Source organism: Xylocopilactobacillus apicola (assembly GCF_033095985.1).
Classification (GTDB): Bacteria; Bacillota; Bacilli; order Lactobacillales; family Lactobacillaceae; genus Xylocopilactobacillus; species Xylocopilactobacillus apicola.
This window is the reverse complement of sequence record NZ_AP026802.1, coordinates 1,907,414-1,927,921: the sequence shown is the minus strand read 5'-3', so window position 1 is coordinate 1,927,921 and position 20,508 is coordinate 1,907,414. Positions and strand designations below refer to the sequence as shown.

Annotated in this window: 28 protein-coding genes; 21 read left to right on the top strand and 7 right to left on the bottom strand. The window is 36.0% G+C overall.

The window, feature by feature from the left end:
• The first annotated feature begins 95 nt into the window (after nucleotides 1–95).
• The 12 genes from R8495_RS09355 (at nucleotide 96) to R8495_RS09300 (ending at nucleotide 7,613) form a co-directional block, all read left to right on the top strand.
• Entirely contained in the window at nucleotides 96–713 is a 618-nt protein-coding gene (locus tag R8495_RS09355; RefSeq protein ID WP_317635209.1) for a TipC family immunity protein, read from the top strand.
• Nucleotides 710–1,327, top strand: coding sequence for a TipC family immunity protein (locus R8495_RS09350; RefSeq protein ID WP_317635208.1), 618 nt, complete (start codon nucleotides 710–712; stop codon nucleotides 1,325–1,327). The genes R8495_RS09355 and R8495_RS09350 overlap by 4 nt, the downstream gene beginning before the upstream one ends.
• Before the next feature lie 6 nt (nucleotides 1,328–1,333).
• Nucleotides 1,334–1,723: a hypothetical protein gene (locus R8495_RS09345; RefSeq protein ID WP_317635207.1), complete on the top strand. Its 390-nt coding sequence runs from the start codon at nucleotides 1,334–1,336 to the stop codon at nucleotides 1,721–1,723.
• The gene (locus R8495_RS09340; RefSeq protein WP_317635206.1) at nucleotides 1,720–2,337 is read left to right on the top strand and encodes a TipC family immunity protein; all 618 of its coding nucleotides are present in this window, start codon (nucleotides 1,720–1,722) and stop codon (nucleotides 2,335–2,337) included. Before R8495_RS09345 ends, R8495_RS09340 begins: the two co-directional genes overlap by 4 nt.
• Before the next feature lie 24 nt (nucleotides 2,338–2,361).
• The gene (locus tag R8495_RS09335) at nucleotides 2,362–3,105 is read left to right on the top strand and encodes a hypothetical protein (RefSeq protein ID WP_317635205.1); all 744 of its coding nucleotides are present in this window, start codon (nucleotides 2,362–2,364) and stop codon (nucleotides 3,103–3,105) included.
• Nucleotide 3,106: 1 nt separating this feature from the next.
• The gene (locus tag R8495_RS09330; protein WP_317635204.1) at nucleotides 3,107–3,403 is read left to right on the top strand and encodes a DUF4176 domain-containing protein; all 297 of its coding nucleotides are present in this window, start codon (nucleotides 3,107–3,109) and stop codon (nucleotides 3,401–3,403) included.
• 168 nt (nucleotides 3,404–3,571) lie between these two features.
• Nucleotides 3,572–4,183, top strand: coding sequence for a TipC family immunity protein (locus R8495_RS09325; protein WP_317635203.1), 612 nt, complete (start codon nucleotides 3,572–3,574; stop codon nucleotides 4,181–4,183).
• Nucleotides 4,180–4,797 carry a TipC family immunity protein gene (locus tag R8495_RS09320; RefSeq protein WP_317635202.1) on the top strand — a complete coding sequence of 206 codons (618 nt, stop codon included), beginning with the start codon at nucleotides 4,180–4,182 and terminating at the stop codon, nucleotides 4,795–4,797. The genes R8495_RS09325 and R8495_RS09320 overlap by 4 nt, the downstream gene beginning before the upstream one ends.
• Before the next feature lie 6 nt (nucleotides 4,798–4,803).
• Nucleotides 4,804–5,193, top strand: coding sequence for a hypothetical protein (locus R8495_RS09315; RefSeq protein WP_317635201.1), 390 nt, complete (start codon nucleotides 4,804–4,806; stop codon nucleotides 5,191–5,193).
• The gene (locus R8495_RS09310) at nucleotides 5,190–5,807 is read left to right on the top strand and encodes a TipC family immunity protein (protein ID WP_317635200.1); all 618 of its coding nucleotides are present in this window, start codon (nucleotides 5,190–5,192) and stop codon (nucleotides 5,805–5,807) included. Before R8495_RS09315 ends, R8495_RS09310 begins: the two co-directional genes overlap by 4 nt.
• A gap of 16 nt (nucleotides 5,808–5,823) precedes the next feature.
• Nucleotides 5,824–5,973 carry a hypothetical protein gene (locus R8495_RS09305; RefSeq protein ID WP_317635199.1) on the top strand — a complete coding sequence of 50 codons (150 nt, stop codon included), beginning with the start codon at nucleotides 5,824–5,826 and terminating at the stop codon, nucleotides 5,971–5,973.
• A gap of 11 nt (nucleotides 5,974–5,984) precedes the next feature.
• Complete coding sequence (locus R8495_RS09300) at nucleotides 5,985–7,613, top strand: DUF3114 domain-containing protein (protein ID WP_317635198.1); 1,629 nt, start codon at nucleotides 5,985–5,987, stop codon at nucleotides 7,611–7,613.
• A 263-nt stretch (nucleotides 7,614–7,876) separates the two neighbouring features.
• Here the strand turns inward: R8495_RS09300 and R8495_RS09295 are convergent, their stop codons facing one another.
• The 4 genes from R8495_RS09295 to R8495_RS09280 form a co-directional block, all read right to left on the bottom strand.
• Nucleotides 7,877–8,299 carry a hypothetical protein gene (locus R8495_RS09295; RefSeq protein ID WP_317635197.1) on the bottom strand — a complete coding sequence of 141 codons (423 nt, stop codon included), beginning with the start codon at nucleotides 8,297–8,299 and terminating at the stop codon, nucleotides 7,877–7,879.
• The gene (locus tag R8495_RS09290; protein ID WP_317635196.1) at nucleotides 8,289–8,720 is read right to left on the bottom strand and encodes a Panacea domain-containing protein; all 432 of its coding nucleotides are present in this window, start codon (nucleotides 8,718–8,720) and stop codon (nucleotides 8,289–8,291) included. Before R8495_RS09290 ends, R8495_RS09295 begins: the two co-directional genes overlap by 11 nt.
• 260 nt (nucleotides 8,721–8,980) lie before the next feature.
• Nucleotides 8,981–9,640 (bottom strand): hypothetical protein, encoded by a 660-nt coding sequence (locus tag R8495_RS09285; protein ID WP_317635195.1) that lies wholly within the window; start codon nucleotides 9,638–9,640, stop codon nucleotides 8,981–8,983.
• Nucleotides 9,613–10,104 carry a hypothetical protein gene (locus R8495_RS09280; RefSeq protein WP_317635194.1) on the bottom strand — a complete coding sequence of 164 codons (492 nt, stop codon included), beginning with the start codon at nucleotides 10,102–10,104 and terminating at the stop codon, nucleotides 9,613–9,615. The genes R8495_RS09285 and R8495_RS09280 overlap by 28 nt, the downstream gene beginning before the upstream one ends.
• Before the next feature lie 77 nt (nucleotides 10,105–10,181).
• Here R8495_RS09280 and R8495_RS09275 point away from each other — a divergent pair, with 77 nt between their 5' ends.
• Nucleotides 10,182–10,640 (top strand): GNAT family N-acetyltransferase, encoded by a 459-nt coding sequence (locus R8495_RS09275; protein ID WP_317635193.1) that lies wholly within the window; start codon nucleotides 10,182–10,184, stop codon nucleotides 10,638–10,640.
• Between the two features lie 439 nt (nucleotides 10,641–11,079).
• On the opposite strand, the gene R8495_RS09270 is transcribed toward R8495_RS09275, so the two are convergent.
• Complete coding sequence (locus R8495_RS09270; protein WP_317635192.1) at nucleotides 11,080–12,126, bottom strand: hypothetical protein; 1,047 nt, start codon at nucleotides 12,124–12,126, stop codon at nucleotides 11,080–11,082.
• Nucleotides 12,127–12,220: 94 nt separating this feature from the next.
• Here R8495_RS09270 and R8495_RS09265 point away from each other — a divergent pair, with 94 nt between their 5' ends.
• Nucleotides 12,221–12,706, top strand: a complete 486-nt coding sequence (locus R8495_RS09265) for a hypothetical protein (RefSeq protein ID WP_317635191.1) — start codon at nucleotides 12,221–12,223, stop codon at nucleotides 12,704–12,706.
• Here the strand turns inward: R8495_RS09265 and R8495_RS09260 are convergent.
• Nucleotides 12,689–13,177 carry an acyl-CoA thioesterase gene (locus R8495_RS09260; RefSeq protein ID WP_317635190.1) on the bottom strand — a complete coding sequence of 163 codons (489 nt, stop codon included), beginning with the start codon at nucleotides 13,175–13,177 and terminating at the stop codon, nucleotides 12,689–12,691. The genes R8495_RS09265 and R8495_RS09260 overlap by 18 nt on opposite strands.
• Nucleotides 13,178–13,193: 16 nt before the next feature.
• On the opposite strand from R8495_RS09260, the gene R8495_RS09255 reads away from it, so the two are divergent.
• From R8495_RS09255 to R8495_RS09225, 7 genes are all read left to right on the top strand, one after another.
• Nucleotides 13,194–13,916, top strand: a complete 723-nt coding sequence (locus R8495_RS09255; RefSeq protein ID WP_317635189.1) for a CPBP family intramembrane glutamic endopeptidase — start codon at nucleotides 13,194–13,196, stop codon at nucleotides 13,914–13,916.
• Between the two features lie 497 nt (nucleotides 13,917–14,413).
• Nucleotides 14,414–16,258 carry a translational GTPase TypA gene (gene typA / locus R8495_RS09250; RefSeq protein ID WP_317635188.1) on the top strand — a complete coding sequence of 615 codons (1,845 nt, stop codon included), beginning with the start codon at nucleotides 14,414–14,416 and terminating at the stop codon, nucleotides 16,256–16,258.
• Between the two features lie 18 nt (nucleotides 16,259–16,276).
• Nucleotides 16,277–17,488, top strand: coding sequence for an FtsW/RodA/SpoVE family cell cycle protein (locus R8495_RS09245; protein ID WP_317635187.1), 1,212 nt, complete (start codon nucleotides 16,277–16,279; stop codon nucleotides 17,486–17,488).
• Nucleotides 17,472–17,711 carry a DUF2129 domain-containing protein gene (locus R8495_RS09240; protein ID WP_317635186.1) on the top strand — a complete coding sequence of 80 codons (240 nt, stop codon included), beginning with the start codon at nucleotides 17,472–17,474 and terminating at the stop codon, nucleotides 17,709–17,711. The genes R8495_RS09245 and R8495_RS09240 overlap by 17 nt, the downstream gene beginning before the upstream one ends.
• Entirely contained in the window at nucleotides 17,705–18,259 is a 555-nt protein-coding gene (gene rsmD, locus R8495_RS09235; RefSeq protein ID WP_317635185.1) for a 16S rRNA (guanine(966)-N(2))-methyltransferase RsmD, read from the top strand. The genes R8495_RS09240 and rsmD overlap by 7 nt, the downstream gene beginning before the upstream one ends.
• Nucleotides 18,259–18,750: a pantetheine-phosphate adenylyltransferase gene (gene coaD, locus R8495_RS09230; RefSeq protein ID WP_317635184.1), complete on the top strand. Its 492-nt coding sequence runs from the start codon at nucleotides 18,259–18,261 to the stop codon at nucleotides 18,748–18,750. Before rsmD ends, coaD begins: the two co-directional genes overlap by 1 nt.
• The gene (locus R8495_RS09225) at nucleotides 18,740–19,813 is read left to right on the top strand and encodes a SepM family pheromone-processing serine protease (protein ID WP_317635183.1); all 1,074 of its coding nucleotides are present in this window, start codon (nucleotides 18,740–18,742) and stop codon (nucleotides 19,811–19,813) included. The genes coaD and R8495_RS09225 overlap by 11 nt, the downstream gene beginning before the upstream one ends.
• A 126-nt stretch (nucleotides 19,814–19,939) precedes the next feature.
• On the opposite strand, the gene R8495_RS09220 is transcribed toward R8495_RS09225, so the two are convergent.
• Entirely contained in the window at nucleotides 19,940–20,413 is a 474-nt protein-coding gene (locus tag R8495_RS09220) for a hypothetical protein (RefSeq protein WP_317635182.1), read from the bottom strand.
• Between the last annotated feature and the right edge of the window lie 95 nt (nucleotides 20,414–20,508).

Here is a 20,508-nt window from a genome sequence, read left to right as displayed (position 1 = left end):
GAGCTTTTAAAACAACTTAAAACTAATTATCCAGATTCGTGGAAATTCTTGGAAAGTCTTAGACAAAATAAAAACGATATGATACATGAGAACAAATGAAAAAGAGAACGATTAATATTTGGTCAATGGTTGTTACGATTATTCTTCTATTCTTTAGCTATAAGGTAGTCAAAGTTCAAAATATTTATGATGAGATTTATTATGACAGCAAAGAAGCGACAGGTGAACTTCTTGATCGCAGATCGCATTTGGGCAATATTAAAGGGATTTCAAGATCGAAAACAACGGCAAATTACAGTAACGATCAAGTGATGATTACTGAAAGATATGAAACTAAATATTTACCCTCAGTAATGGATTCATTGAGCATTTCTAATGACGGTTTTAGAAAAAAATTATTTATATATAATTCATACGAGATAAATTATTTTGTCACAATTTGCCTTGAAAGCAATTATAACGCCAAACGAAAATTGTTAAAAAAAGGAATTTATTTTATCGATTCACGACAAGAGGGAATAATAGATAATCACAAAAAAGTTAAATCTCTGATCGATAAATATCATATTTCCAAAGAACAGTTGGATTATTGGTACGAATTGGGGATGAAGAAAACACTTTTAAAAGATTGGTGCTCGGTGTACCCAAGCAGGTTTAGCCCAGAGAAGCTGGGTCACGTGAAGATTGAGACTCAGTGGGCAGATTATAAATGAGGAAGAAAGCAATCATTATTTTGTCAATAATTGTGGCAATCCCCCTTCTGTACATCATTTATAAAAGTGTAAAATTTCAAAATATTTACGACGAAATTTATTATGATAGCAGAGGTGCTACAGGGGAAATCTTTAGTCGAAGGTCAACTTTGGGGAATATAAAGGGGATTTCGGGAACGAGAACAACATCAATTCACGAGGATGATGAAGTTATTGTTACCGAAAGATATGAAACTAAATATTTACCCCCAGTAATGGATTCATTGAGCATTTCTAATAACAGTTTTAAAAAAAGATTATCTATATATAATTCATACGAGATAAATTACTTTGTCACAATTTGCCTTAAAAACAATTATGATCCAAAACAAAAATTGTTAAAAAAAGGGATTTATTTTATCGATTCACGACAAGAGGGAATAATAGATAATCCCAAAAAAGTTAAATCTTTGATCGATAAGTATCATATTTCCAAAGAACGGCTAGATTATTGGTACGAATTAGGAATGACTAGAACACTTTTGGAAGATTGGTGCTCGGTGTACCCAAGCAGGTTTAGTCCAGAGAAGCTGGGTCACGTGAAGATTGAGACCCAGTGGGCAGATTATAAATGAAATATTATGGGCAATGATGATTATAAAGCAGATCTCGATGTCGTTAACATTACTAGGGCGATGGAAGATCTTGATTTTGATTTTCTGCATGCTTCAAATAATTATTATCAAGATCTCAAGGATAATAAGATAAATCGGGCGAATAAATTTAAGGAAAATATGGATTTTGAAGAAGTGAAGAAAGTTGTTGAGAGAATGGCTCCCAAGTATGAGATTACAAATATTCTTGGGAAGAAATATTTAGGGAATAAAATTACCCCTAAATCTCAAGAATCGTTTCGTCCATTGACGGATCAAGAAAAGTTAAAATATATCAAAAATAACTATCCAGATTCTTGGAAGTTTCTGGAAAGTCTTAGACAAAATAAAAACGAGATGATAAGCGAGAATAAATGAAAAAGAAAACGGCTATTACTTGGTCAATTATCGTTGCAGTTCCTTTATTGTTCATCATTTATAAAAGTGTAAAGTTTCAAAATATTTACGACGAAATTTACTATGATAGTGCAGGTGCCACAGGAGAAATCTTTAGTAGAAGGTCAACTTTGGGGAATATAAAGGGGATTTCGGGAACGAAAACATCATCAATTCACGAGGGAGATGAAGTTATTGTTACCGAAAGATATGGAGCTAGTTATTTGCCTTCGAAAATAAATTCACTTTACGTCGTTAATGAATCAAATAAAAAAAAATTGTTTATAGATATTACCTATAGACTTGACTCAAAGACCGTTTTATATCTTTCAAGCAGCTATAACGCAAAAGGAAAAGAATTAAAAAAAGATATCTATTATGTTGCATCAGATCAAGATGGATCTATAAAAGATCCCAAAAAAGTTAAATCTCTGATCGATAAGTATCATATTTCTAAAGAACAGCTGGATTATTGGTACGAATTAGGAATGACCAAAACACTTTTGGAAGATTGGTGCTCGGTGTACCCAAGCAGGTTTAGTCCAGAGAAGCTGGGTCACGTGAAGATCGAAACCCAGTGGGCAGATTATAAATGAAATATCGTTAAAAGGGGCATTTAGTTGGTAAAGAATACGCATAGCAGTTTTAGTGTTAAAGAATATGAGCGGATTGATATTAGGTATCGATTGATCCATGTGAAAGATAAAGATTATATCCTAGATTATTCGAATCCACGGGATTTGCGTAATTATTTTATGGGGACTTTTTATTATAAAAATTCTCTTCAGTGGAAGGCTTACGACGTTACGCATTGTCGAGAACAAATTCCGGTAATTAAGGACTACTATAAAATTGAACAACGCGCACGACTAATTGAAGGTGTAATTGGTATTTTATATATGATTAATATTTTCTGTTTTCCAAAGTCACTGAATATTTCTTATTTAACCTATGATCCAAGGATCAGAAGCAACTGGAAATTGATAATTATGATTTTGTTGGTGATTTCTTTGGTATTGATTTTTATATTGGCGAGTTTAAAGCAATACCAATTACCAGTTGCCAAAGATGAATATTTAATCCTGAAACAAACGAACTACAAGGAATTAAATGCCAAAGATGCCGCTGAAAGTAAATTTTATATTAGGTGGTTTTACAAGATCCCTCCATTTCTTCAGAGTTTAGTTGCTGGAGTACTTTTTGTTATGGGGATATTTATTTTTGGCGTAATTAGGTCTAATTTTGGGGACCTTATTTTTTTTGTTATATATATGTACTGCGTAATCTTTTTAGGTCGTTTTTTGTTTTTTATACCAGCTCATAAAAATAAAAAATATACAATTTTAGAAAAAGGAGAACTTTAAGATGTTAGCAATTGGAAGTGTAGTGTATCTCACAAACGGAAATCAGAAGGTGATGATTCTTAATTGGGGACCAATCATTGATCAAGGTGGGGAGAAAGTGTATTTCGATTATACAGGTGCGTTGTATCCATCAGGCTTAGATCCTGAACAAGTATATTACTTTAACGACGAAGACGTTGATGAAGTGGTTCATGAGGGTTACAAAGATGATGATGGACAAAGGTTTGAGATCATGTACGAGAAATGGGTTGAGGAAAACGCTGGTAAGATTAAAAAAGGGGTGCCGGATGCTCTGTAACTACAGGGAATGTGTAACGCAGGTTACTGTTGAAAATTTGTTGAAAGAGGCATTTAGCCCTCTATCAGAACAAGATCTTTTAAAACAACTTAAAACTAATTATCCAGATTCGTGGAAATTCTTGGAAAGTCTTAGACAAAATCGAAACAATATGATAAGCGAGAACAAATGAAAAAGAAAACGGCTATTACTTGGTCAATTATCGTTGCAGTTCCTTTATTGTTCATCATTTATAAAAGTGTAAAGTTTCAAAATATTTACGACGAAATTTACTATGATAGCAGAGGTGCCACGGGAGAAATCTTTAGTCGAAGGTCAACTTTGGGGAATATAAAGGGGATTTCGGGAACGAGAACAACAGGGGGTCATGATTATAGTAATTCGATTGTTACCGAAAGATATGAAACTAAATATTTACCCTCGACAATGAATTCGTTAAGTATTTCTAATGATGACAAAACAATATCTATATATAATTCTTACAATATAAATTATAATATCATAATTTGCCTTGAAAGCGATTATAATCCCAAACGAAAATTGTTAAAAAAAGGAATTTATTTTATCGATTCACGACAAGAGGGAATAATAGATAATCCCAAAAAAGTTAAATCTTTGATCGATAAGTATCATATTTCTAAAGAACAGCTGGATTATTGGTACGAATTAGGAATGACTAGAACACTTTTGGAAGATTGGTGCTCGGTGTACCCAAGCAGGTTTAGTCCAGAGAAGCTGGGTCACGTGAAGATTGAGACTCAGTGGGCAGATTATAAATGAGGAAGAAAGCAATCATTATTTTGTCAATAATTGTGGCAATTCCCCTTCTGTACATCATTTATAAAAGTGTAAAATTTCAAAATATTTATGACGAAATTTATTATGATAGTAGAGGCGCCACAGGAGAAATCTTTAGTCGGAGGTCAACTTTGGGGAATATAAAGGGGATATCTCGTTCGAAAACATCATGGGTACACGAGGGCGATGAAGTTATTGTTACCGAAAGCTATGAAACTAAATATTTGCCTTCGACAATGCATTCCTTGAACATCACTAATGATGATGTAGACAAAACATTATTTATATATAATTCTTACGAGATAAATTACTTTGTCACAATTTGCCTTAAAAACAATTATGATCCAAAACAAAAATTGTTAAAAAAAGGGATTTATTTTATCGATTCACGACAAGAGGGAATAATAGATAATCCCAAAAAAGTTAAAACTCTGATCGATAAGTATTATATTTCCAAAGAACAGCTGGATTATTGGTACGAATTGGGGATGACCAAAACACTTTTGGAAGATTGGTGTTCGGTGTACCCAAGCAGGTTTAGTCCAGAGAAGCTGGGTCACGTGAAGATTGAGACCCAGTGGGCAGATTATAAATGAAATATTATGCGCAATGATGATTATAAAGCAGATCTCGATGCAGTTAACATTACCAGGGCGATGGAAGATCTTGATTTTGATTTTCTGCATGCCTCAAATAATTATTATCAAGATCTCAAGGCTAATAAGATAAATCGGGCGAATAAATTTAAGGAAAATATGGATTTTGAAGAAGTGAAGAAAGTTGTTGAGAAGATGGTTTATGAGTATGAATTCATGAATATTCGAGGTGATAAGCATCGAGGAAGTTATATAAATCCAAATTATCAAGAGTCATTTAGCCCTCTATCAGAACAAGAGCTTTTAAAACAACTTAAAGCTAATTATCCAGATTCGTGGAGATTTCTAGAAAGCCTTAGACAAAATAAAAACGATATGATACATGAGAACAAATGAAAAAGAGAACGATTAATATTTGGTCAGTGATTGTTACGATTATTCTTCTATTCTTTAGCTATAAGGTAGTCAAAGTTCAAAATATTTATGATGAGATTTATTATGACAGCAAAGAAGCGACGGGCGAACTTCTTGATCGCAGATCGCATTTGGGTAATATTAAAGGAATTTCTAGGACAAAACCGATATCTTTTCAGGAAGATAACTATGTAAATGTTTCAGAAGGGTATGATAAAAAATATTTACCCCCTACTATGAACTCTCTTTATATCGTTAATGATCCAAGTAAAAAAAAATTGGTTATAGATATTACCTATAGAATTGATTCAAGAACCATTCTATATCTTTCAAGCAGATATAACTTAAAACGCAAAGAATTAAAAAAAGAAATATATTTTGTTAAATCTGATCAAGATGAATCTATAGAAGATCCCAAAAAAGTTAAAACTCTGATCGATAAATATCATATTTCCAAAGAACAGCTGGATTATTGGTACGAATTGGGGATGAAGAAAACACTTTTGGAAGATTGGTGCTTGGTGTACCCAAGCAGGTTTAGCCCAGAGAAGCTGGGTCACTTGAAGATTGAGACCCAGTGGGCAGATTATAAATGAAAAGGAGTTAAGTAAAATGGCAAACAATTATAAAAGAACCAACTTGAAGGCGGTAAATGATCTGGTGCTTATTGATCAAAAGTTGGCTTTGGTGACTCAGAAATTCGCCAGCGTAAGTACGACCTTAAGTGATCAATTAAATAAGATTGATAGTGATCTGTTGTGAGAGATCAAACGATGGGGAAATTACACTGGGAACAAGCAGAAACAGAAGAAGTGATTAACTCCTTGGTTCAACAAACTGAAAAGCTGAAGCCAATGATCAGTTTGTTGAGCCAAAGTATCACTAATTTCCAAACAAAAGTTGGGGATAATAGCGTTTTGGCGGGTATTGCCAATTCAAAAATGTCTATCTCGTTAACAGCATATATTATCCCTGTGCTCAGGGCTTTCAGGGATTTTAACGAAAGGCTAACTCAAAAAATTGCGATCTTTAATCGAACTGAAAGTAAATTGCGCTCGCAAGGTTCGGTCTTAGATGAAGAAACACTTGAAAGTACTCTAGATGAACTATCAGAAATTGAAATAAAACTTCAAACTCTGCGAGAAGCTCAAAGTTTTACAAGTAATTTATTCACAGAAGAGCTGGCGATTATTGAGGTTTTATCCGAAGCTTTAGAAGCAATTGGATCTTATCAAATTAGTTCTGATGGAAGTTTGTTAATTGTAGATCAAACTAATTGGCTGGAGAAACTGAAATTTTACTCCGAGGTAAATTTAGAAAGATTTCTGGATTTGTTGGACTGTTCGGAAGATAATTTTCGAGAACTTGTAAGAAAAATTCTTGCGGATCTTAGGTCTGACGGTTGGGCGGCAGCGAGTTTACAAAGGTTTGTAAAAATCATTAACGCTCAATTATTCAGTTTGAATAAACTTCAAAATGCTGCGAGGCAGGTGGGAAGCCAGGTTTTCCTTGATCTGTGGTCTGCTTGGCAATGTAGCGATTCTAAATCAGCACAAGATAAATTGCGATTATTGCTTAAAATCATTCAGCTTCCGCTAGATTTACCTCAGTCACCAGCGCTTGTCGCCGAGTTAATTAGTCATTTTGATCATAGTCTCGATCCAGCCAATGAATTTTGGGATGATCTGTCGAAAACGGTTCAACTGGCTTTTGCAAATGGAAATATCAGCGATTATAAGGAGCTGGGTAAGCAAATTCATAATCTTCGGTACGTGATTTCTGCCCAGCAAGCTCAATATATTAGAGATTCTGATCCTGGCAACAAAACCGACGGCGAGAAACTGGCGCTATATTTAACAAAGCACGATTACACGACTGAGGAGTCTGATCGTCTTCACCAAAAAGGCTATTATAACGGTAAATTTATGCAATATCCTGCTGGATACGCTAATGGCGACATCAAGGTAGTGGTCAATTTTCATAGTGAATTTATTTTAAATAGTGAGGGAAGATTTCAAAATGAAATTGACCCTGAGGGTGCGAGCGAAAATGGCATCGTTAACGGCGCAAGTTTTAATTATGCCGACAACAACGACAGAGATAAAGCCAAAACTCATAAACGATTGGATGTAGAATACGCAGATTTTGATCCCGCTTGGCGCGATTACACTATCAATAAATCATTAAAGGATAAAAATAATCCGGTTAGGTATGTTTCACCAACGAATTTTCACCCGCTATTAAAAACTGCGAAAGTTGGTTCAGAGTGGAATAGGAGCTATCAGAATCCTGACGGATATTATCAAATCAACGGCTTATCTTCGGAGCAAAATTCCAAGCGCCTTCGGGCAGAGTTCAATAATTTGGTGGAAACTTTAAGGCAAAAGAAGAAGGGATCATAATTTGTTATCGTTAACAAATATTAAATATAGATAGTAAAATCCCTGAAACAATCATTAAAATCATAACTATAATACTCCAAGTAAAAAAGGGAAATCCTTTAAACGGATTATAGGTTACATTTTTAAATATCTTTTTCTTGTTTATCGTTGCGGTAATGGTTAGTAAAATGAATACAACAGATATCATTAAAATTCCAATTATTCCTGATCCTATAAGGATTCGAGATATACTTTGGTTCTGAGATATTATTCTACAGCTGATTTTAAACTAGAGAAGAAAAAAGACCTAGAATAGTAATAAAACTAGTGTAAATGTTTTTTTGAGAAACGTTCAACTTTTTTAATCTTTTTTCAGAATCAACGATTGCATCTTGTTGTTCTTTTAGGTTTTTTTGTGAAAGTTTAATTGAAGCTTCAAGTTTAGCTATTTCACAGTTTGCTTTTTCCATCTCTTCTTTTGAACCAAACTGGTTGACTTGAGCGATAGTTTTTTCAAATCCGCGTTTAAAAACAAATTCGCTGATCGGATAGTATCCCTGTTCGTTAGACTCTGCGAGCTCGAACAGTTCGCAAATTTTAGCAAAATCTTCTTGTTCAACGATGTCTTTGGTAAATTTATTATCAAAGACAGAGTCTAACAGGTTTATGATATTGTGGTCGGTCTTCTTGCTGACATTATTCGACAATATCTTCAATCCTATAATTAAAAGTATTCGAACGATTTAGAATTTCTTTTTGGTTATTCGACCAAAGCGGTTGCTGATGGCTTTCTTTTACTAAATCAAAAATATCTTTATTTAATCGATTAGCTATATATTGATCAAAATCTTTATATTTTTCCTGATAGGTTCCATTTTCGGGGATTGAGGTATTGCCGTATATCCCATACTCGTGATAGATAGAGGGAATTAACGGACCGTAGTCCCAAGTCTTAAAAGGAAGATCATACATTTCCTTCACAAAGGAAAGCCCATCTTCACCTGGGTGATCATCTAAATAGTCTTTAATGGCGAAATACATCACTTTTTGAAGTTGTAAATTTGAGCAAGAAAGATTTCTTTGATCCGCAACAGCTAGGATGTGTTTAGCAAATTCGTGCATTCCCATAATTTAATTCCTCCGATCATTTGTTCTTTTTTACATAATGCCATTGTTTCCTTAAAATTACATCTAGTTTTGATTTTCTTAAATGTTTTTCTGGTCGATCTTACTAGTAAATAATGTTGAATGAGATGGATAAGAAATGGACGATAATTTGGAACTTTTATTTGCAGCATCAAGATATCGTCCAAAAACTTGTAGTAAGCGATGGAAAATCACCGCAAGAAATTGATTTGTTTAATTAAACGAAAAGTCGGAATTTTTCCTTAGCATTTAGTGATTCGACCGATCACCAACAATATTCCGCCGAAAACAATCGAGATTAATGCAATAACCATAAATGTTATGAATAGCTCTAACAGTGTCACATTACTATATTCAGTTAAGCTAGCAACGATTTTTTTTAAAATCAATATACTAAAACTTTTACCGACAGCAAAACCAAACCAAGCAAAACCGAGTCTTAAAGTTGTAGATCTAGCTGGTGGTAGGATCGCAACATTGTCAATTAGAGTCATCGTTAGCAAAATTTCACAAAAAACGATCACAATTAGACCGATAGCTAAAATCGAAGTTAACTTAAAGTAGATGCCAACCAAGGGAAAAATTCCCATCATTATTGCGCAAGTTCCTGCTAATTTGGTGCCATATTTGCGTTTGATTTCTGGATATAGAATCACAGCTGCGATCAAGGCGATTATCGAAAAAGTAGGCAAAAATGCGAAAATACTGGAGCTTTCAATGATTGCGATAATCCCCAGCGTTTGAAGGGAATTTATTGAGTAAGAAAAACCTTTAGTAACCAGCCCCAAAAGAAAGAAAACTGGAATTGATAATAAAGATACTTTGAAAATAAAATCATTTCGGGGATTCTTGAGGATGTCTTTAAATTCACTAGCTAGGCTTTTTTTTGGGACCCATGACATGAATAGAATACAAATGAAAAAGTCAAAATAATGAGAGCGATAATAACGTGGTTGAACATCGTAGTTATTATGGATGCCCCCAGATAACCAAGTATTTGTAACCCTAGAATTTTTTCAGCTGTTTTTGGGGAGAATAATTCAAACGGATAGGCTAAGGTGATCGGAGTTAAGAGTCCGATTGCTAGATACGATGTCAATTTCGCTAGAAAGATTGCGCTGCTGCTGCCAGCGATAATGACTAAGTGACCAACCGCCAGTAAGACTAGGGCTGCTAAAGCCAAATTTTTCTTCCCCGTAGTTTTTTCTAAGAATCCTGCTGCAATCAACGCAACAAAACTTACAATTAATGGAATTAATCTCATATCCATACTAACTTCAGGCCATTGAGTGTTATTTATTGTCAGTGTAGTTATTACCGCCAATCCTACAAGCATACCAGTAACTTTTTGATTATTTTGAATCATAAAATGTTTCTCCCTCTTTATGTCATAATGTTATAGAATAAGTTACATGAATACAACTTTTTTATTTAAAATCTGAGATGAAAATTAAACCGTTTGATTGTGTATCGAAAGAACACTATGATTTGTTGTTAAGCGCTGATCCCGATCGCCGCATGGTTGATAGCTATTTAGCGCGCGCAGAAAAATTCGAAGCAGTGATTGACGACCAGCTGGTAGGATTAATCGTTTTGATTGATACGCATCCGAGGACGCTTGAAATCGTTAATCTGGCTGTCAAAGAAGCATTTCAAAATCAAGGAATTGCTCAAAGGTTGTTAGAGTTCGCGGAGACTTGGGCGAAAGACCAACAAGTGCGGACTTTAGAGATTGCAACGGGGACGACAAGTTTTGCTCAATTGTACTTGTATCAAAAAATGGGGATTCGGGTGATTAGTGTCGAGCGTGATTTCTTCACCCGCAACTATCAAGCCCCCATTATCGAAAATAAATTATTGTTAAAAGATTTGTTGCGTTTAAATAAGAGAATTTTTGGATAAAAAAAAGAGCCCAGCAAGCAAATCTGGACTCTTTAAAATATAAGGTTTCGTAAGGAATCTCATGAATCGCTTACAATTATAACACAGATTGAGATAACTTCAATGCGATATTATCAGAAAGTTAAGCTTAAAGGATAGTTATCGCTCAGCATCGTCATGATGACTTATATCAAGGAAGACAAATGTTCTTCCAAGTTATTGATTTTATCAATGAAGTTAGAAATTTGGTCCATTTGTTTATTGAGTTATTTCATCCAGAGGCTTCAAGATCTTCATTCGTACGGCTTGATGATATCAACGCAACTTTGGACTTAAAAAGGTAATTGTTTGCTTCATTGTAAAGCATTTTTTAATCTTCAGTAATCACTAGCAATTTGGATTTTATTTGGTGGCAAAAATTATAATCAGAGATCTGACTTTAATTAACAGATATAGCGTCCTATCCAACGTGATTAAAATTGAGCTGATCACGCCACTTTGGAAGATCAGATTCGAGGTGCTCAACAAGATAAAGATCATTAATTTGATCGCTTGCTTGTTCAAGGATTCGCGCACCCTCTTTTAAGTCGTCTTGAGCCAACTTATCTTTCTTATTGATAATCTCAATTAAGATCATTGTCTTAATGAAAGAAGTGTAATTTTGCCGCGTGCTATAATGAGTAATCAAGCTGGAATTCCAATGGTCGATCGCCCATTTGGTCTTATAATTAGCGGCGACGTAAACAAAAATTGCTTCGTTCAGGTATTGGGCGCGGATCATTTTTGGAGCGAAATTGAGAAACGGAATTAAAGCGTCCAAATATTGCAAGAGGTCATAGTTGGCGTTCTCTCGAAAAATCATGTGCTCCAAATAGGTAACCTTGAGCCAATCCTGGTACATAACAAATGGGTTGCGATGATCAGCATTTTCGTTTTGACGAAAGAGATCTTCTGAATATTTGACTATCGGCACGTTGTTGACAGCAAGATAAACAGCAACAAGGCTCACATAGTAGCCAAAAAGAGCGTCGGGGCCTTTCTTGATATAGGAGATATTCTTCGTGTCAGTAGGATTACCAAACCAGGTAATTGGAATGATATTCAAAAAATTATAAAAGAAAAAGAAAATGAATAATAAATTGTCGACCCGAAATAAGACGTTTGGGACTGGGACCAGCAATAAGATTAAGATTGAAATTATTAAAAAGATTAAGTCTAAGATAATCCCGCCAAAGAAATATGGACGAAATTTCATTTTAGGAGTAAATTTGGACGGGACGACATTGCTGGAGGTATCGAAAAATGATCGGTGAAAATAAAATTTAAGCTTTTTGTTTTTGCGCAGCAAAGTAAACCACATAAAATTTAATGAAACAAATTGATAACCTGAAAAACGTGCAAAAATTATCTTTCCCGTTTCATGTAAAAGTTGGGCAAGATAAATAATGATAATCAGTGAGATCAGGTATTCAAAAAAGAAAAGAAACCATTGTAGTATAAAATTCATTTTTTCCACTCTTTAATTAGTTAATATCAAGTTACAACAAAATCCTTAGGAAATGAAAAGAAATTTCGATAAAATAAAAGTAAAGGTTTGAAAAATGTTAAATCCAGTGCAGTTTTTGAAGAAAAGTTGGTTCGGTCTCGTCAGCATTTTGTTGGGACTATTTGTTTTTATATTTGTTCACCGAGTCGGGGATCTCGATTTATACACCGGGATCTGGTGTCTAGCTCGGGCAATTTTTTTGGTTGCCGCTTGGCGAAAAAGACACAATCTTGCGGCTTTAGTTGTCGGAGCAATAGACCTTTTAATTGCGGTCCCTTTGACCTTGCAATTGTTTGATGCAGTTATTCCGATGGTCTATCTAATCGTCAGCGTTTTTATTTTAAACGCGATCGAGGCATTTAATGTTTATTTTGATCAGAGCCGCAATCGGCCAATCTTGTTAATTCTCATAATCATTCTAGTAGTTGTATCCTTAATTTTGATTTTATATCCTTGGTTTGTCAAACAGACCTGGATTTGGCTCTTTGCTGCTTTTTGGTTGATTTTTGGAGCAGTTGGAGTATTAGTCAATAATCTTTAAAAGATCTCTTAAATTAGCAATTTTGATTCCGCGTTTTTCTAGACGAGCTGTGAAATGATCCAAAACATATTCTTCTTCGGGATTAGTTGGATGTAATTCGAGGTCAAGCGTAGCAGAATTTAAAAGGGCAAAAGTGATAAAACCAGTAACTTTGGTTTGCATTTGGTTTTCTTTTAGCTCACGGGCTTTAATTTTGAAAAAAACTTCAATTGAGCGGTCATCAGTACCACTGGCATAGCACGTTAAAGTATAAATACTGTTTGGCAGGATCGGTTTAATAAAGTTCACCTCATCAAGCGAAACAGTTGCGATTGGTTCTTTGGTGACCAGATTGGCAGAAATTGCTGCGGTTCGGTCAATTAATGAGAGGATCTCTCCGCCGAACATTGTGTTGTGCCCGTTGAGCTGATTGGGCATTACATGATTGGTAGTAATAGTAATCGTATCAGAAATTTTGATTTGTTTAGACAAAGTTTAGGAGTCCTTTTTGAAAAAATTATTAAAAAAAATTGAATCAAATCATTGGTGGCGAAGTTTTGCCTCATTATTGGCGATCGTCTTCTTAATGATCTGTTATAACTGGCAGGGAGTTCTGTTAAACAAGGCCATAAAATTAAAGCAATTAGAAGACGAAACTTCCTATGATCAACAGATCATGCTGGAAACTTTTTATATCTTGGCTTTTGTGATTATCATCCTGCTAGGAATTATTTTATATGTTAAATTGACTCAAAAAAAGGTTTTTGAGCGAATTAGTTGGCAGAAATTGAAAATTGTCTTACTGATGTTTGCTACAAGCGTTGTGATTCAGGTGCTTCTTAATTTGTTGGATCAAGTTATTAACGGTCAGGCTCAAACTGCTAATAATCGGCAAATTGAAGAAATAGCTAGTCTGCGCCCAGATTTTGCAGTCGTCCTGATTGGTAGCGCGATCTTACTTTCTCCAATTTTTGAAGAAATAATTTATCGCGGTCTCTTCATCGACGGAATCTTTAAAGAGCATCGAATGGTAGGGACAATTGTGCAGGCAGTCGTGTTTGGAGCGTCGCATTCCACTGATAATATCATCCAATTTTTAATCTTTTTTGTTACAGGGTTATTTCTGGGTCTGATTTATTGGAAAACGAAAAAGCTGCAATACTCAATGCTTGGACATTTCACACAAAATTTAATTGCAGGTGCGATGATGGTTTATGATTTGATTTCTTAGCTATAGTTGACAAGATATTTCATAAATGCTAGTATAATCCACTGTAGATTACAAATTGAAAGGTGGTGGTAAATAATGACAACAGACTCTGCTGGACCTTCGTCAGATTGTGGAGTGAGGTCGCCCAATTATTTATCCACTGTCTTTGACGATTTTAAAGTGATTAAATGGTACGGCACCTCTATTTAGACAATTAGCCTAATAGAGGGACGCGGGAACGCGTACCGAAAAGGCATCGGCTTAGTGTTGCTTCCCGAGGACTAGTGAGCGGGAGCTCAATAGTTCTGATTTTAATTCGAAAAGATACTAGACGAGTGCGGCTGGCTTTTTGGTCGCTCTTTTTTTTTGGAAAAAAGATAATGAACCAAATTAAGATTATTTTTTGTAAGAAAACCATAATAAGAAATCGATTACAATAACAAAATTTGTACTAATTTTAATTTTATTGGTAAATATATGATAAAATTCAAGCTAGAACGAAGGGATTAAGGAATTAGATGAAAAGAAGAGAAGATATCAGAAATATTGCAATTATTGCCCACGTTGATCATGGTAAGACCACGTTGGTAAATGAATTATTGAAACAATCAGATACATTAAATGGTCATACTGATCTGCAGGATCGTGCAATGGATAGTAATCCAATCGAGCGTGAAAGAGGAATTACCATTCTTTCAAAAATTACTGCAGTGAAATATGGTGAGACCCAAATTAATATTTTGGATACCCCAGGTCATGCTGACTTCGGTGGTGAAGTAGAACGAATCATGAAAATGGTTGATGGAGTTTTACTTGTTGTCGATGCTTTTGAAGGCACGATGCCACAAACTCGTTTTGTATTGATGAAAGCTTTAGAACAAAATTTAACTCCTGTTGTAGTAATTAACAAAGTTGACCGCCCAGGAGCTCGTCCTGACGAAGTTGTTGATGAAGTTTTGGAACTATTTATCGAATTAGGAGCTAACGAAGATCAGCTTGATTTTCCAGTTGTCTATGCAAGTGCAATTAATGGGACTTCTAGTTATGAAGCAGAACCAGACAAGCAAGAACATACGATGAAGCCGATTTTTGATACGGTTGTTAAAACAATTCCAGCTCCTGTTGATAACAGTGATGAACCATTACAATTTCAGGTTGCGATGCTTGAATATAATGATTTCGTTGGACGAATCGGAATTGGTCGAGTTTTCCGTGGAAAAGTTAAAATTGGTGACGAGGTTGCTTTAACTAAGCTTGATGGCAGTGTGAAAAACTATCGGGTTACTAAATTGTTTGGTTTTTTCGGCTTAAATCGTCAAGATATTCAAGAAGCTCAAGCAGGTGACTTGATTGGAGTATCTGGATTTGATGATATTTTCATTGGCGAGACGATCACTCCAACTGATGCAATCGAACCATTACCACTTTTAAGAATTGATGAGCCGACGCTTCAAATGATGTTTCTTGCAAATGATTCGCCTTTTGCTGGTCGTGAAGGAACTCAAGTCACACCTAGTAAGCTTGAAGATCGTTTGATGGCTCAACAGCGTACAGATGTATCATTGAAGGTTGAAGAAACAGATCAGCCTGGAGCTTGGTTGGTATCTGGTCGTGGAGAATTGCATTTATCGATCTTAGTTGAAGAGATGCGCCGGGAAGGCTTTGAACTCCAACTATCTCGCCCACAAGTTATTTATCGAGAAATTGATGGTCAGTTACAAGAACCTTTTGAATCAGTGCAAGTTGATATTCCAGATGAATACACAGGAACAGTCATCGATGCAATGGCTAAACGCAAAGGCGAGATGATTGATATGATCAATGAAGGTAATGGTCAAACTCGAATCATGTTTAAAGTTCCTTCAAGAGGATTGATCGGATTCCCAACTCAGTTTATGTCTGATACTGGTGGTTATGGTATTTTAAACCATAGCTTTGAAGAATATGCTCCAGTTATTAAAAATTGGGAACCTGGGCGTAAAACTGGCGCTTTGGTTTCAATCAACCAAGGTTCAGCAACAACTTATAGCCTACAGAGTGTTGAAGGACGCGGAACTTTATTCATTGATGCTGGAGTTGAAGTTTATGAAGGAATGATCGTTGGTGAAAGCAGCCGTGATCGTGATATTTCTGTGACTGTTACTAAAGGAAAGAATTTAACTAATACTCGTGCATCAGGTAAAGATCATGCAGCAGCAATTAAGACTCCTCGCAAGTTATCGTTAGAAGAGTCAATTGAATTCTTAAATGATAGTGAATATTGTGAAGTTACTCCGACAAGTGTTCGCTTACGTAAAAAGATTTTAGATACAAATTCGCGTGAAAAGGCAGAGAAGCGCCGTCGTTCCTCAATAACCGGTTAATATGTTAAATAGCACAAAATGAAAAACCAGGAAAAAAAATTTAAATATGATCGCTGGCTGTTGTATCCGTATTTGTTTTTAAGCGTGATCGGCATTTTAATGGTTTATTCGGCCAGTGCTAATATTACTCAAAGCAGTGTATCGTCAATGAGTCCGCTCAATTATTTGATCCGTCAATCCGGATATTTTTTGATCGGGCTTTTTCTTGTTTATTTGTTTGCTCATTTAAGGTTTGATTTCTTGCGTCAAGGTAAGGTGACTAATAGTTTTTTCCTAATCGTAGTTATGATGCTCATTTTCCTTTTGTTTCACGGTAAAGCAGTTAACGGTGCGTCAGCGTGGATTTCATTAGGCCCAATAAATATTCAACCTAGCGAATTTGCCAAACTAGCGATCACTTTATATTTGGCACGGATTCTTGCTAAAAGAGAAGAAAAGATGAAACCAAGCTGGCGAAATCTTGCTCCGTATTTCAAATCAATCTTTGGACCGCTTTGTTTAGTTGGTCTGGTTTGTATTATTGTATTCTTTCAACCAGACACTGGGGGATTTCTCTCGCTTGCGTTAATTACAATTATGATCGTGGCAATCAGTGGAATTCCATGGGTTATCGGAGTTTCGACCGTGGTTTTCTTATTCTTATTAGCAGGTGGGGCAATTTATGGAATCCTGGATCTTTACAATAAACACATTCTTTCTAAATTACCCTACCAGATTTTGAGAGTAATCGCTTTTGCTGATCCGTGGAAAAACAGCAGTTCTTCAGGAGTCCAGTTGACTAATTCTTATTTTGCTATTAATAATGGTGGTTGGTTTGGCGTTGGGATCGGTAACAGTATTCAAAAGCATGGGTATTTACCGGAGCAAAATACAGATTTTATCTTATCAATTGTGGCAGAAGAACTTGGCATCATGACAGTGATTTTAATTTTGATTGCAATTTTTATGATCATTGTGCGAGCGATGATTTTAGCGATTCGTAGTCGCAATAATTATTATTCAATGATTAGTATTGGTGTTGCGACAACATTCTTTATCCAAACGGTTTTTAATGTTGGCGGTGTGACAGGTCTGCTGCCGATTACAGGAGTGACTTTACCCTTTATTAGTTATGGTGGATCAAGTGTAATGTTGTTATCCATTGAATTGGGGCTATTATTTCATATTTCTAATTTAGATCGAATTCGTAGAATTGAAGCAAAGGTGGCAATTGATGATAAAAAGAACTAAAATGATTGTTTATACTGACAACCTTCGAAATTTAAGGGCGTTGAGGCCAATCGCTCATTTGCAGTATTATTCGAAAATTTTTCATTATGCGATATTTTATGTGAATGAGTCGGATGCTTTGCGGATAAAAGAGAGATTAGAGAAAAGCCGCAAAATAACAAAAGTGGAAATTGCTCCTTATCTTGGAGGCTTTGAAGGAATTAGTCAGGCCGACTCATGTTAAGAATTATTGGAGGAGATTATTCAGGGATTAAACTTGTTGCTCCAAAGGGTGACAACACTCGTCCGACAACAGATGCAGTACGGGAAGCCATCTTCAATTTATTACAGACTTATACGTTTGTCGGGCCAGTTCTTGATCTTTATGCGGGTTCAGGAGCTTTGGGCATCGAAGCTTTTTCACGCTATGAGCAGCCAACTTATCTAGTTGATCGATCCTACGAGGCAGTTCAAGCAGTGAAGGCTAATTTAGTCAAATTGCATCATGATGAAATGTTTCACGTGATAAAATCTGATGCAAAAAAAGCGTTGCTAAAATTTCAAAATCAGGATTTGCAGTTTTCTTTGATTTTTTTAGATCCGCCGTATCGTTATCAGAATCAAAATGATGATGTGGTGCAAATTGTGGAGTTGGGGTTAACCAAACCTGGCACGGTGTTTGTTAGTCAAGGTGATCTGGACCTGACGGAAAACAATTTTGCTTCGGTTGAGTTGTTAAAATTTAAAAAGTATGGAAAGACCCTTATTTATATATATCGAGTGAGAGATTAATGAAAAAAGTAGCATTATTCCCTGGGAGTTTTGATCCTTTTACAAACGGACATTTACAGACATTAAAAGACGCGTATCCACTTTTTGATCAAATTTACGTTGCTGTAGTGACTAATACGCAGAAGACAGGTTTGTTCTCATATATAGAGAAAAAACAGATGATAGAAGAAAGTACGGCTGGACTTGAGCGAGTTAGCGTCATTGAGCAGCCTGGCCAACTGACTGTTGAGGTTGCTAAGAAATTAAACGCAAAATTCCTAATTCGGGGGATTCGCAATGAAGCAGATTTTCAATACGAAGCAGATATTTCTAATATGAATCATCGTTTGGATCCGACAATTGAGACGGTTTTCTTTATTCCGCCAAAACATTTTACCTATATTTCATCGACGATGATCCGGGAAGTTGCATCTTTAGGCGGAGATGTATCAAGCATGGTACCAGATCCGGTAGTACAGAAGTTAAAGGAAAAGTTTTATCTTGATAAATAACGATTCAAAAAAAGAAGAGAAACGAAATTTTTGGCGTAATTTAAGAGTTGCGGCCTTTATTATCATCTTAGTATTTTTACTAGTGCCAATTCAAATTCCGACTCAATACTATATTGAGGGATTAGGGGATGCTAAGTCGCTTAAATCGGTCATCACAGTTGATGGTAATAGTGATAAGCAAGAAGGGGCGCTGATGTATACTGACGTTGGTATTAGAGGGCCAGTAAATCTTTTGATGTTGGGAGAATCGCTACTTGATCCTCACTCGACGATTATTGATCGGGAGTCAGTGATGGGAGATCAGACGAGCGAAGAATATAACAACCTTCAGCAATACTATATGCAAAATGCAGAAAACACCGCAATTTCCACAGCTTTTAAGAAAGCGGGAGAAAAGGTGCATACTAAATACTTAGGCGTCTACGTCATGAGTATTGACCCAGACTCCCAGTTTAAGAATAAGCTTAAAATTGGTGACACTATTATTAAAGTCGATGATCAAAAAGTTAGTACGAGTGACAATTTTAGAAGTTACCTTGATAAGAAGAAAAAAGGCCAAAAGGTTACAATTCAAGTCAAAAGAAATAATAAGAGCATCTCGGTTACGGGTGGGTTGATTAAGCTTACAAAACATCGAGCTGGCGTAGGAATTGTGCCGATTGATCATACCAAGGTGGTTACTGACAAAAAGGTCAATTTCGATATGGGTGATGTTGGTGGTCCATCGGCGGGGTTAATGTTTACGCTGGAGCTTTACACTATTTTGTCTAAGAAGAATCTGCGTCACGGCGAGAAGATCGCGGGAACCGGAACAATTGAAGAGGATGGAACCGTAGGAGCGATTGGGGGGATCGATAAAAAGATTGTAAGTGCAGATCGTGCGGGAGCGAAGTATTTTATTGCCCCGGATGATACGCTTTCCAAAGAATTGAAGCGAGATAATCCCCATTACGTGAACAATTACCACACAGCCTTGGACGCTAAGAAAAAATTTAAGTTGAAAATTAAGATTATTCCAGTGAAAACTTTTGACGATGCTGTCAAAGCTTTGGAAAAATTGTAGTTAGAAACGTTTTAGGCCAACCATGTTGATGATTAAGTTTTAAACCAGCCAGCTCTAAATAAGGTATGCGGCAAGCTTTCTAACAACTTGATCTAAAAACGAGCAGCTTATCGCTGCCCGCAATTCTTATCTCAACTTTTCAATCTCCGAAATACTCAAGTCCGTAATCTCGCTGATGTCCTCCAGGTCGTAGCCTTTCGCCAGCATCTTGCGGGCCTTCTCTCGCATTCGCTCCTTAAACTTCCTGCGGTCCCCCGCCTGAGTCTCCGCTCGCGTATTCAACTTAACGCGTGCTATAAAAGTATCAGAATCCGCACGCCTTTTCTCTATGTCGATTAACAGTGCTCGCTCCTCCTTCTTTAAGTTCACATACTCGGAAACTTTCTGCGCATCCACCGCTAGAAAATACAAAGACCAATCTCTTAACAACTCACTTAACGTGTCCAGTGGCTTGTGTAATTCCAAAAATATGATCATCGAGTCTTCTTGTCCCCGAGAGTCCAACAACTTCTCTCCCGTCTCATCACACCGATACCTAAACGTGTGAATCGGCAGATCATCGTCAAAATAATTCTCATACAAAATTATGATCTGATACACTGGTCTCAAAGAACTGTACTTGTCCTTTTCAATCGTGATGTTTTTCTTCGACGAGTAGTTGTCAGCTTTAGTCTGGCGAAATCAAGTTCGCTTGT

Excerpts from the sequence above, each read along its gene's own strand:
- R8495_RS09345 (WP_317635207.1), top strand. The coding sequence starts at position 1,334 with ATGGGCAATGATGATTATAAAGCAGATCTCGATGTCGTTAACATTACT.
- R8495_RS09315 (WP_317635201.1), top strand. The coding sequence starts at position 4,804 with ATGCGCAATGATGATTATAAAGCAGATCTCGATGCAGTTAACATTACC.
- R8495_RS09265 (WP_317635191.1), top strand. The coding sequence starts at position 12,221 with ATGTTAAATCCAGTGCAGTTTTTGAAGAAAAGTTGGTTCGGTCTCGTC.
- typA (WP_317635188.1), top strand. The coding sequence starts at position 14,414 with ATGAAAAGAAGAGAAGATATCAGAAATATTGCAATTATTGCCCACGTT.
- R8495_RS09240 (WP_317635186.1), top strand. The coding sequence starts at position 17,472 with ATGATAAAAAGAACTAAAATGATTGTTTATACTGACAACCTTCGAAAT.
- R8495_RS09290 (WP_317635196.1), bottom strand. The coding sequence starts at position 8,720 with ATGGGAATGCACGAATTTGCTAAACACATCCTAGCTGTTGCGGATCAA.
- R8495_RS09245 (WP_317635187.1), top strand. The coding sequence starts at position 16,277 with ATGAAAAACCAGGAAAAAAAATTTAAATATGATCGCTGGCTGTTGTAT.
- R8495_RS09350 (WP_317635208.1), top strand. The coding sequence starts at position 710 with ATGAGGAAGAAAGCAATCATTATTTTGTCAATAATTGTGGCAATCCCC.
- R8495_RS09355 (WP_317635209.1), top strand. The coding sequence starts at position 96 with ATGAAAAAGAGAACGATTAATATTTGGTCAATGGTTGTTACGATTATT.
- R8495_RS09300 (WP_317635198.1), top strand. The coding sequence starts at position 5,985 with ATGGGGAAATTACACTGGGAACAAGCAGAAACAGAAGAAGTGATTAAC.
- R8495_RS09270 (WP_317635192.1), bottom strand. The coding sequence starts at position 12,126 with ATGAATTTTATACTACAATGGTTTCTTTTCTTTTTTGAATACCTGATC.
- R8495_RS09275 (WP_317635193.1), top strand. The coding sequence starts at position 10,182 with ATGAAAATTAAACCGTTTGATTGTGTATCGAAAGAACACTATGATTTG.
- coaD (WP_317635184.1), top strand. The coding sequence starts at position 18,259 with ATGAAAAAAGTAGCATTATTCCCTGGGAGTTTTGATCCTTTTACAAAC.
- rsmD (WP_317635185.1), top strand. The coding sequence starts at position 17,705 with ATGTTAAGAATTATTGGAGGAGATTATTCAGGGATTAAACTTGTTGCT.
- R8495_RS09305 (WP_317635199.1), top strand. The coding sequence starts at position 5,824 with ATGGCAAACAATTATAAAAGAACCAACTTGAAGGCGGTAAATGATCTG.
- R8495_RS09325 (WP_317635203.1), top strand. The coding sequence starts at position 3,572 with ATGAAAAAGAAAACGGCTATTACTTGGTCAATTATCGTTGCAGTTCCT.
- R8495_RS09310 (WP_317635200.1), top strand. The coding sequence starts at position 5,190 with ATGAAAAAGAGAACGATTAATATTTGGTCAGTGATTGTTACGATTATT.
- R8495_RS09280 (WP_317635194.1), bottom strand. The coding sequence starts at position 10,104 with ATGATTCAAAATAATCAAAAAGTTACTGGTATGCTTGTAGGATTGGCG.
- R8495_RS09330 (WP_317635204.1), top strand. The coding sequence starts at position 3,107 with ATGTTAGCAATTGGAAGTGTAGTGTATCTCACAAACGGAAATCAGAAG.
- R8495_RS09340 (WP_317635206.1), top strand. The coding sequence starts at position 1,720 with ATGAAAAAGAAAACGGCTATTACTTGGTCAATTATCGTTGCAGTTCCT.
- R8495_RS09320 (WP_317635202.1), top strand. The coding sequence starts at position 4,180 with ATGAGGAAGAAAGCAATCATTATTTTGTCAATAATTGTGGCAATTCCC.
- R8495_RS09285 (WP_317635195.1), bottom strand. The coding sequence starts at position 9,640 with ATGTCATGGGTCCCAAAAAAAAGCCTAGCTAGTGAATTTAAAGACATC.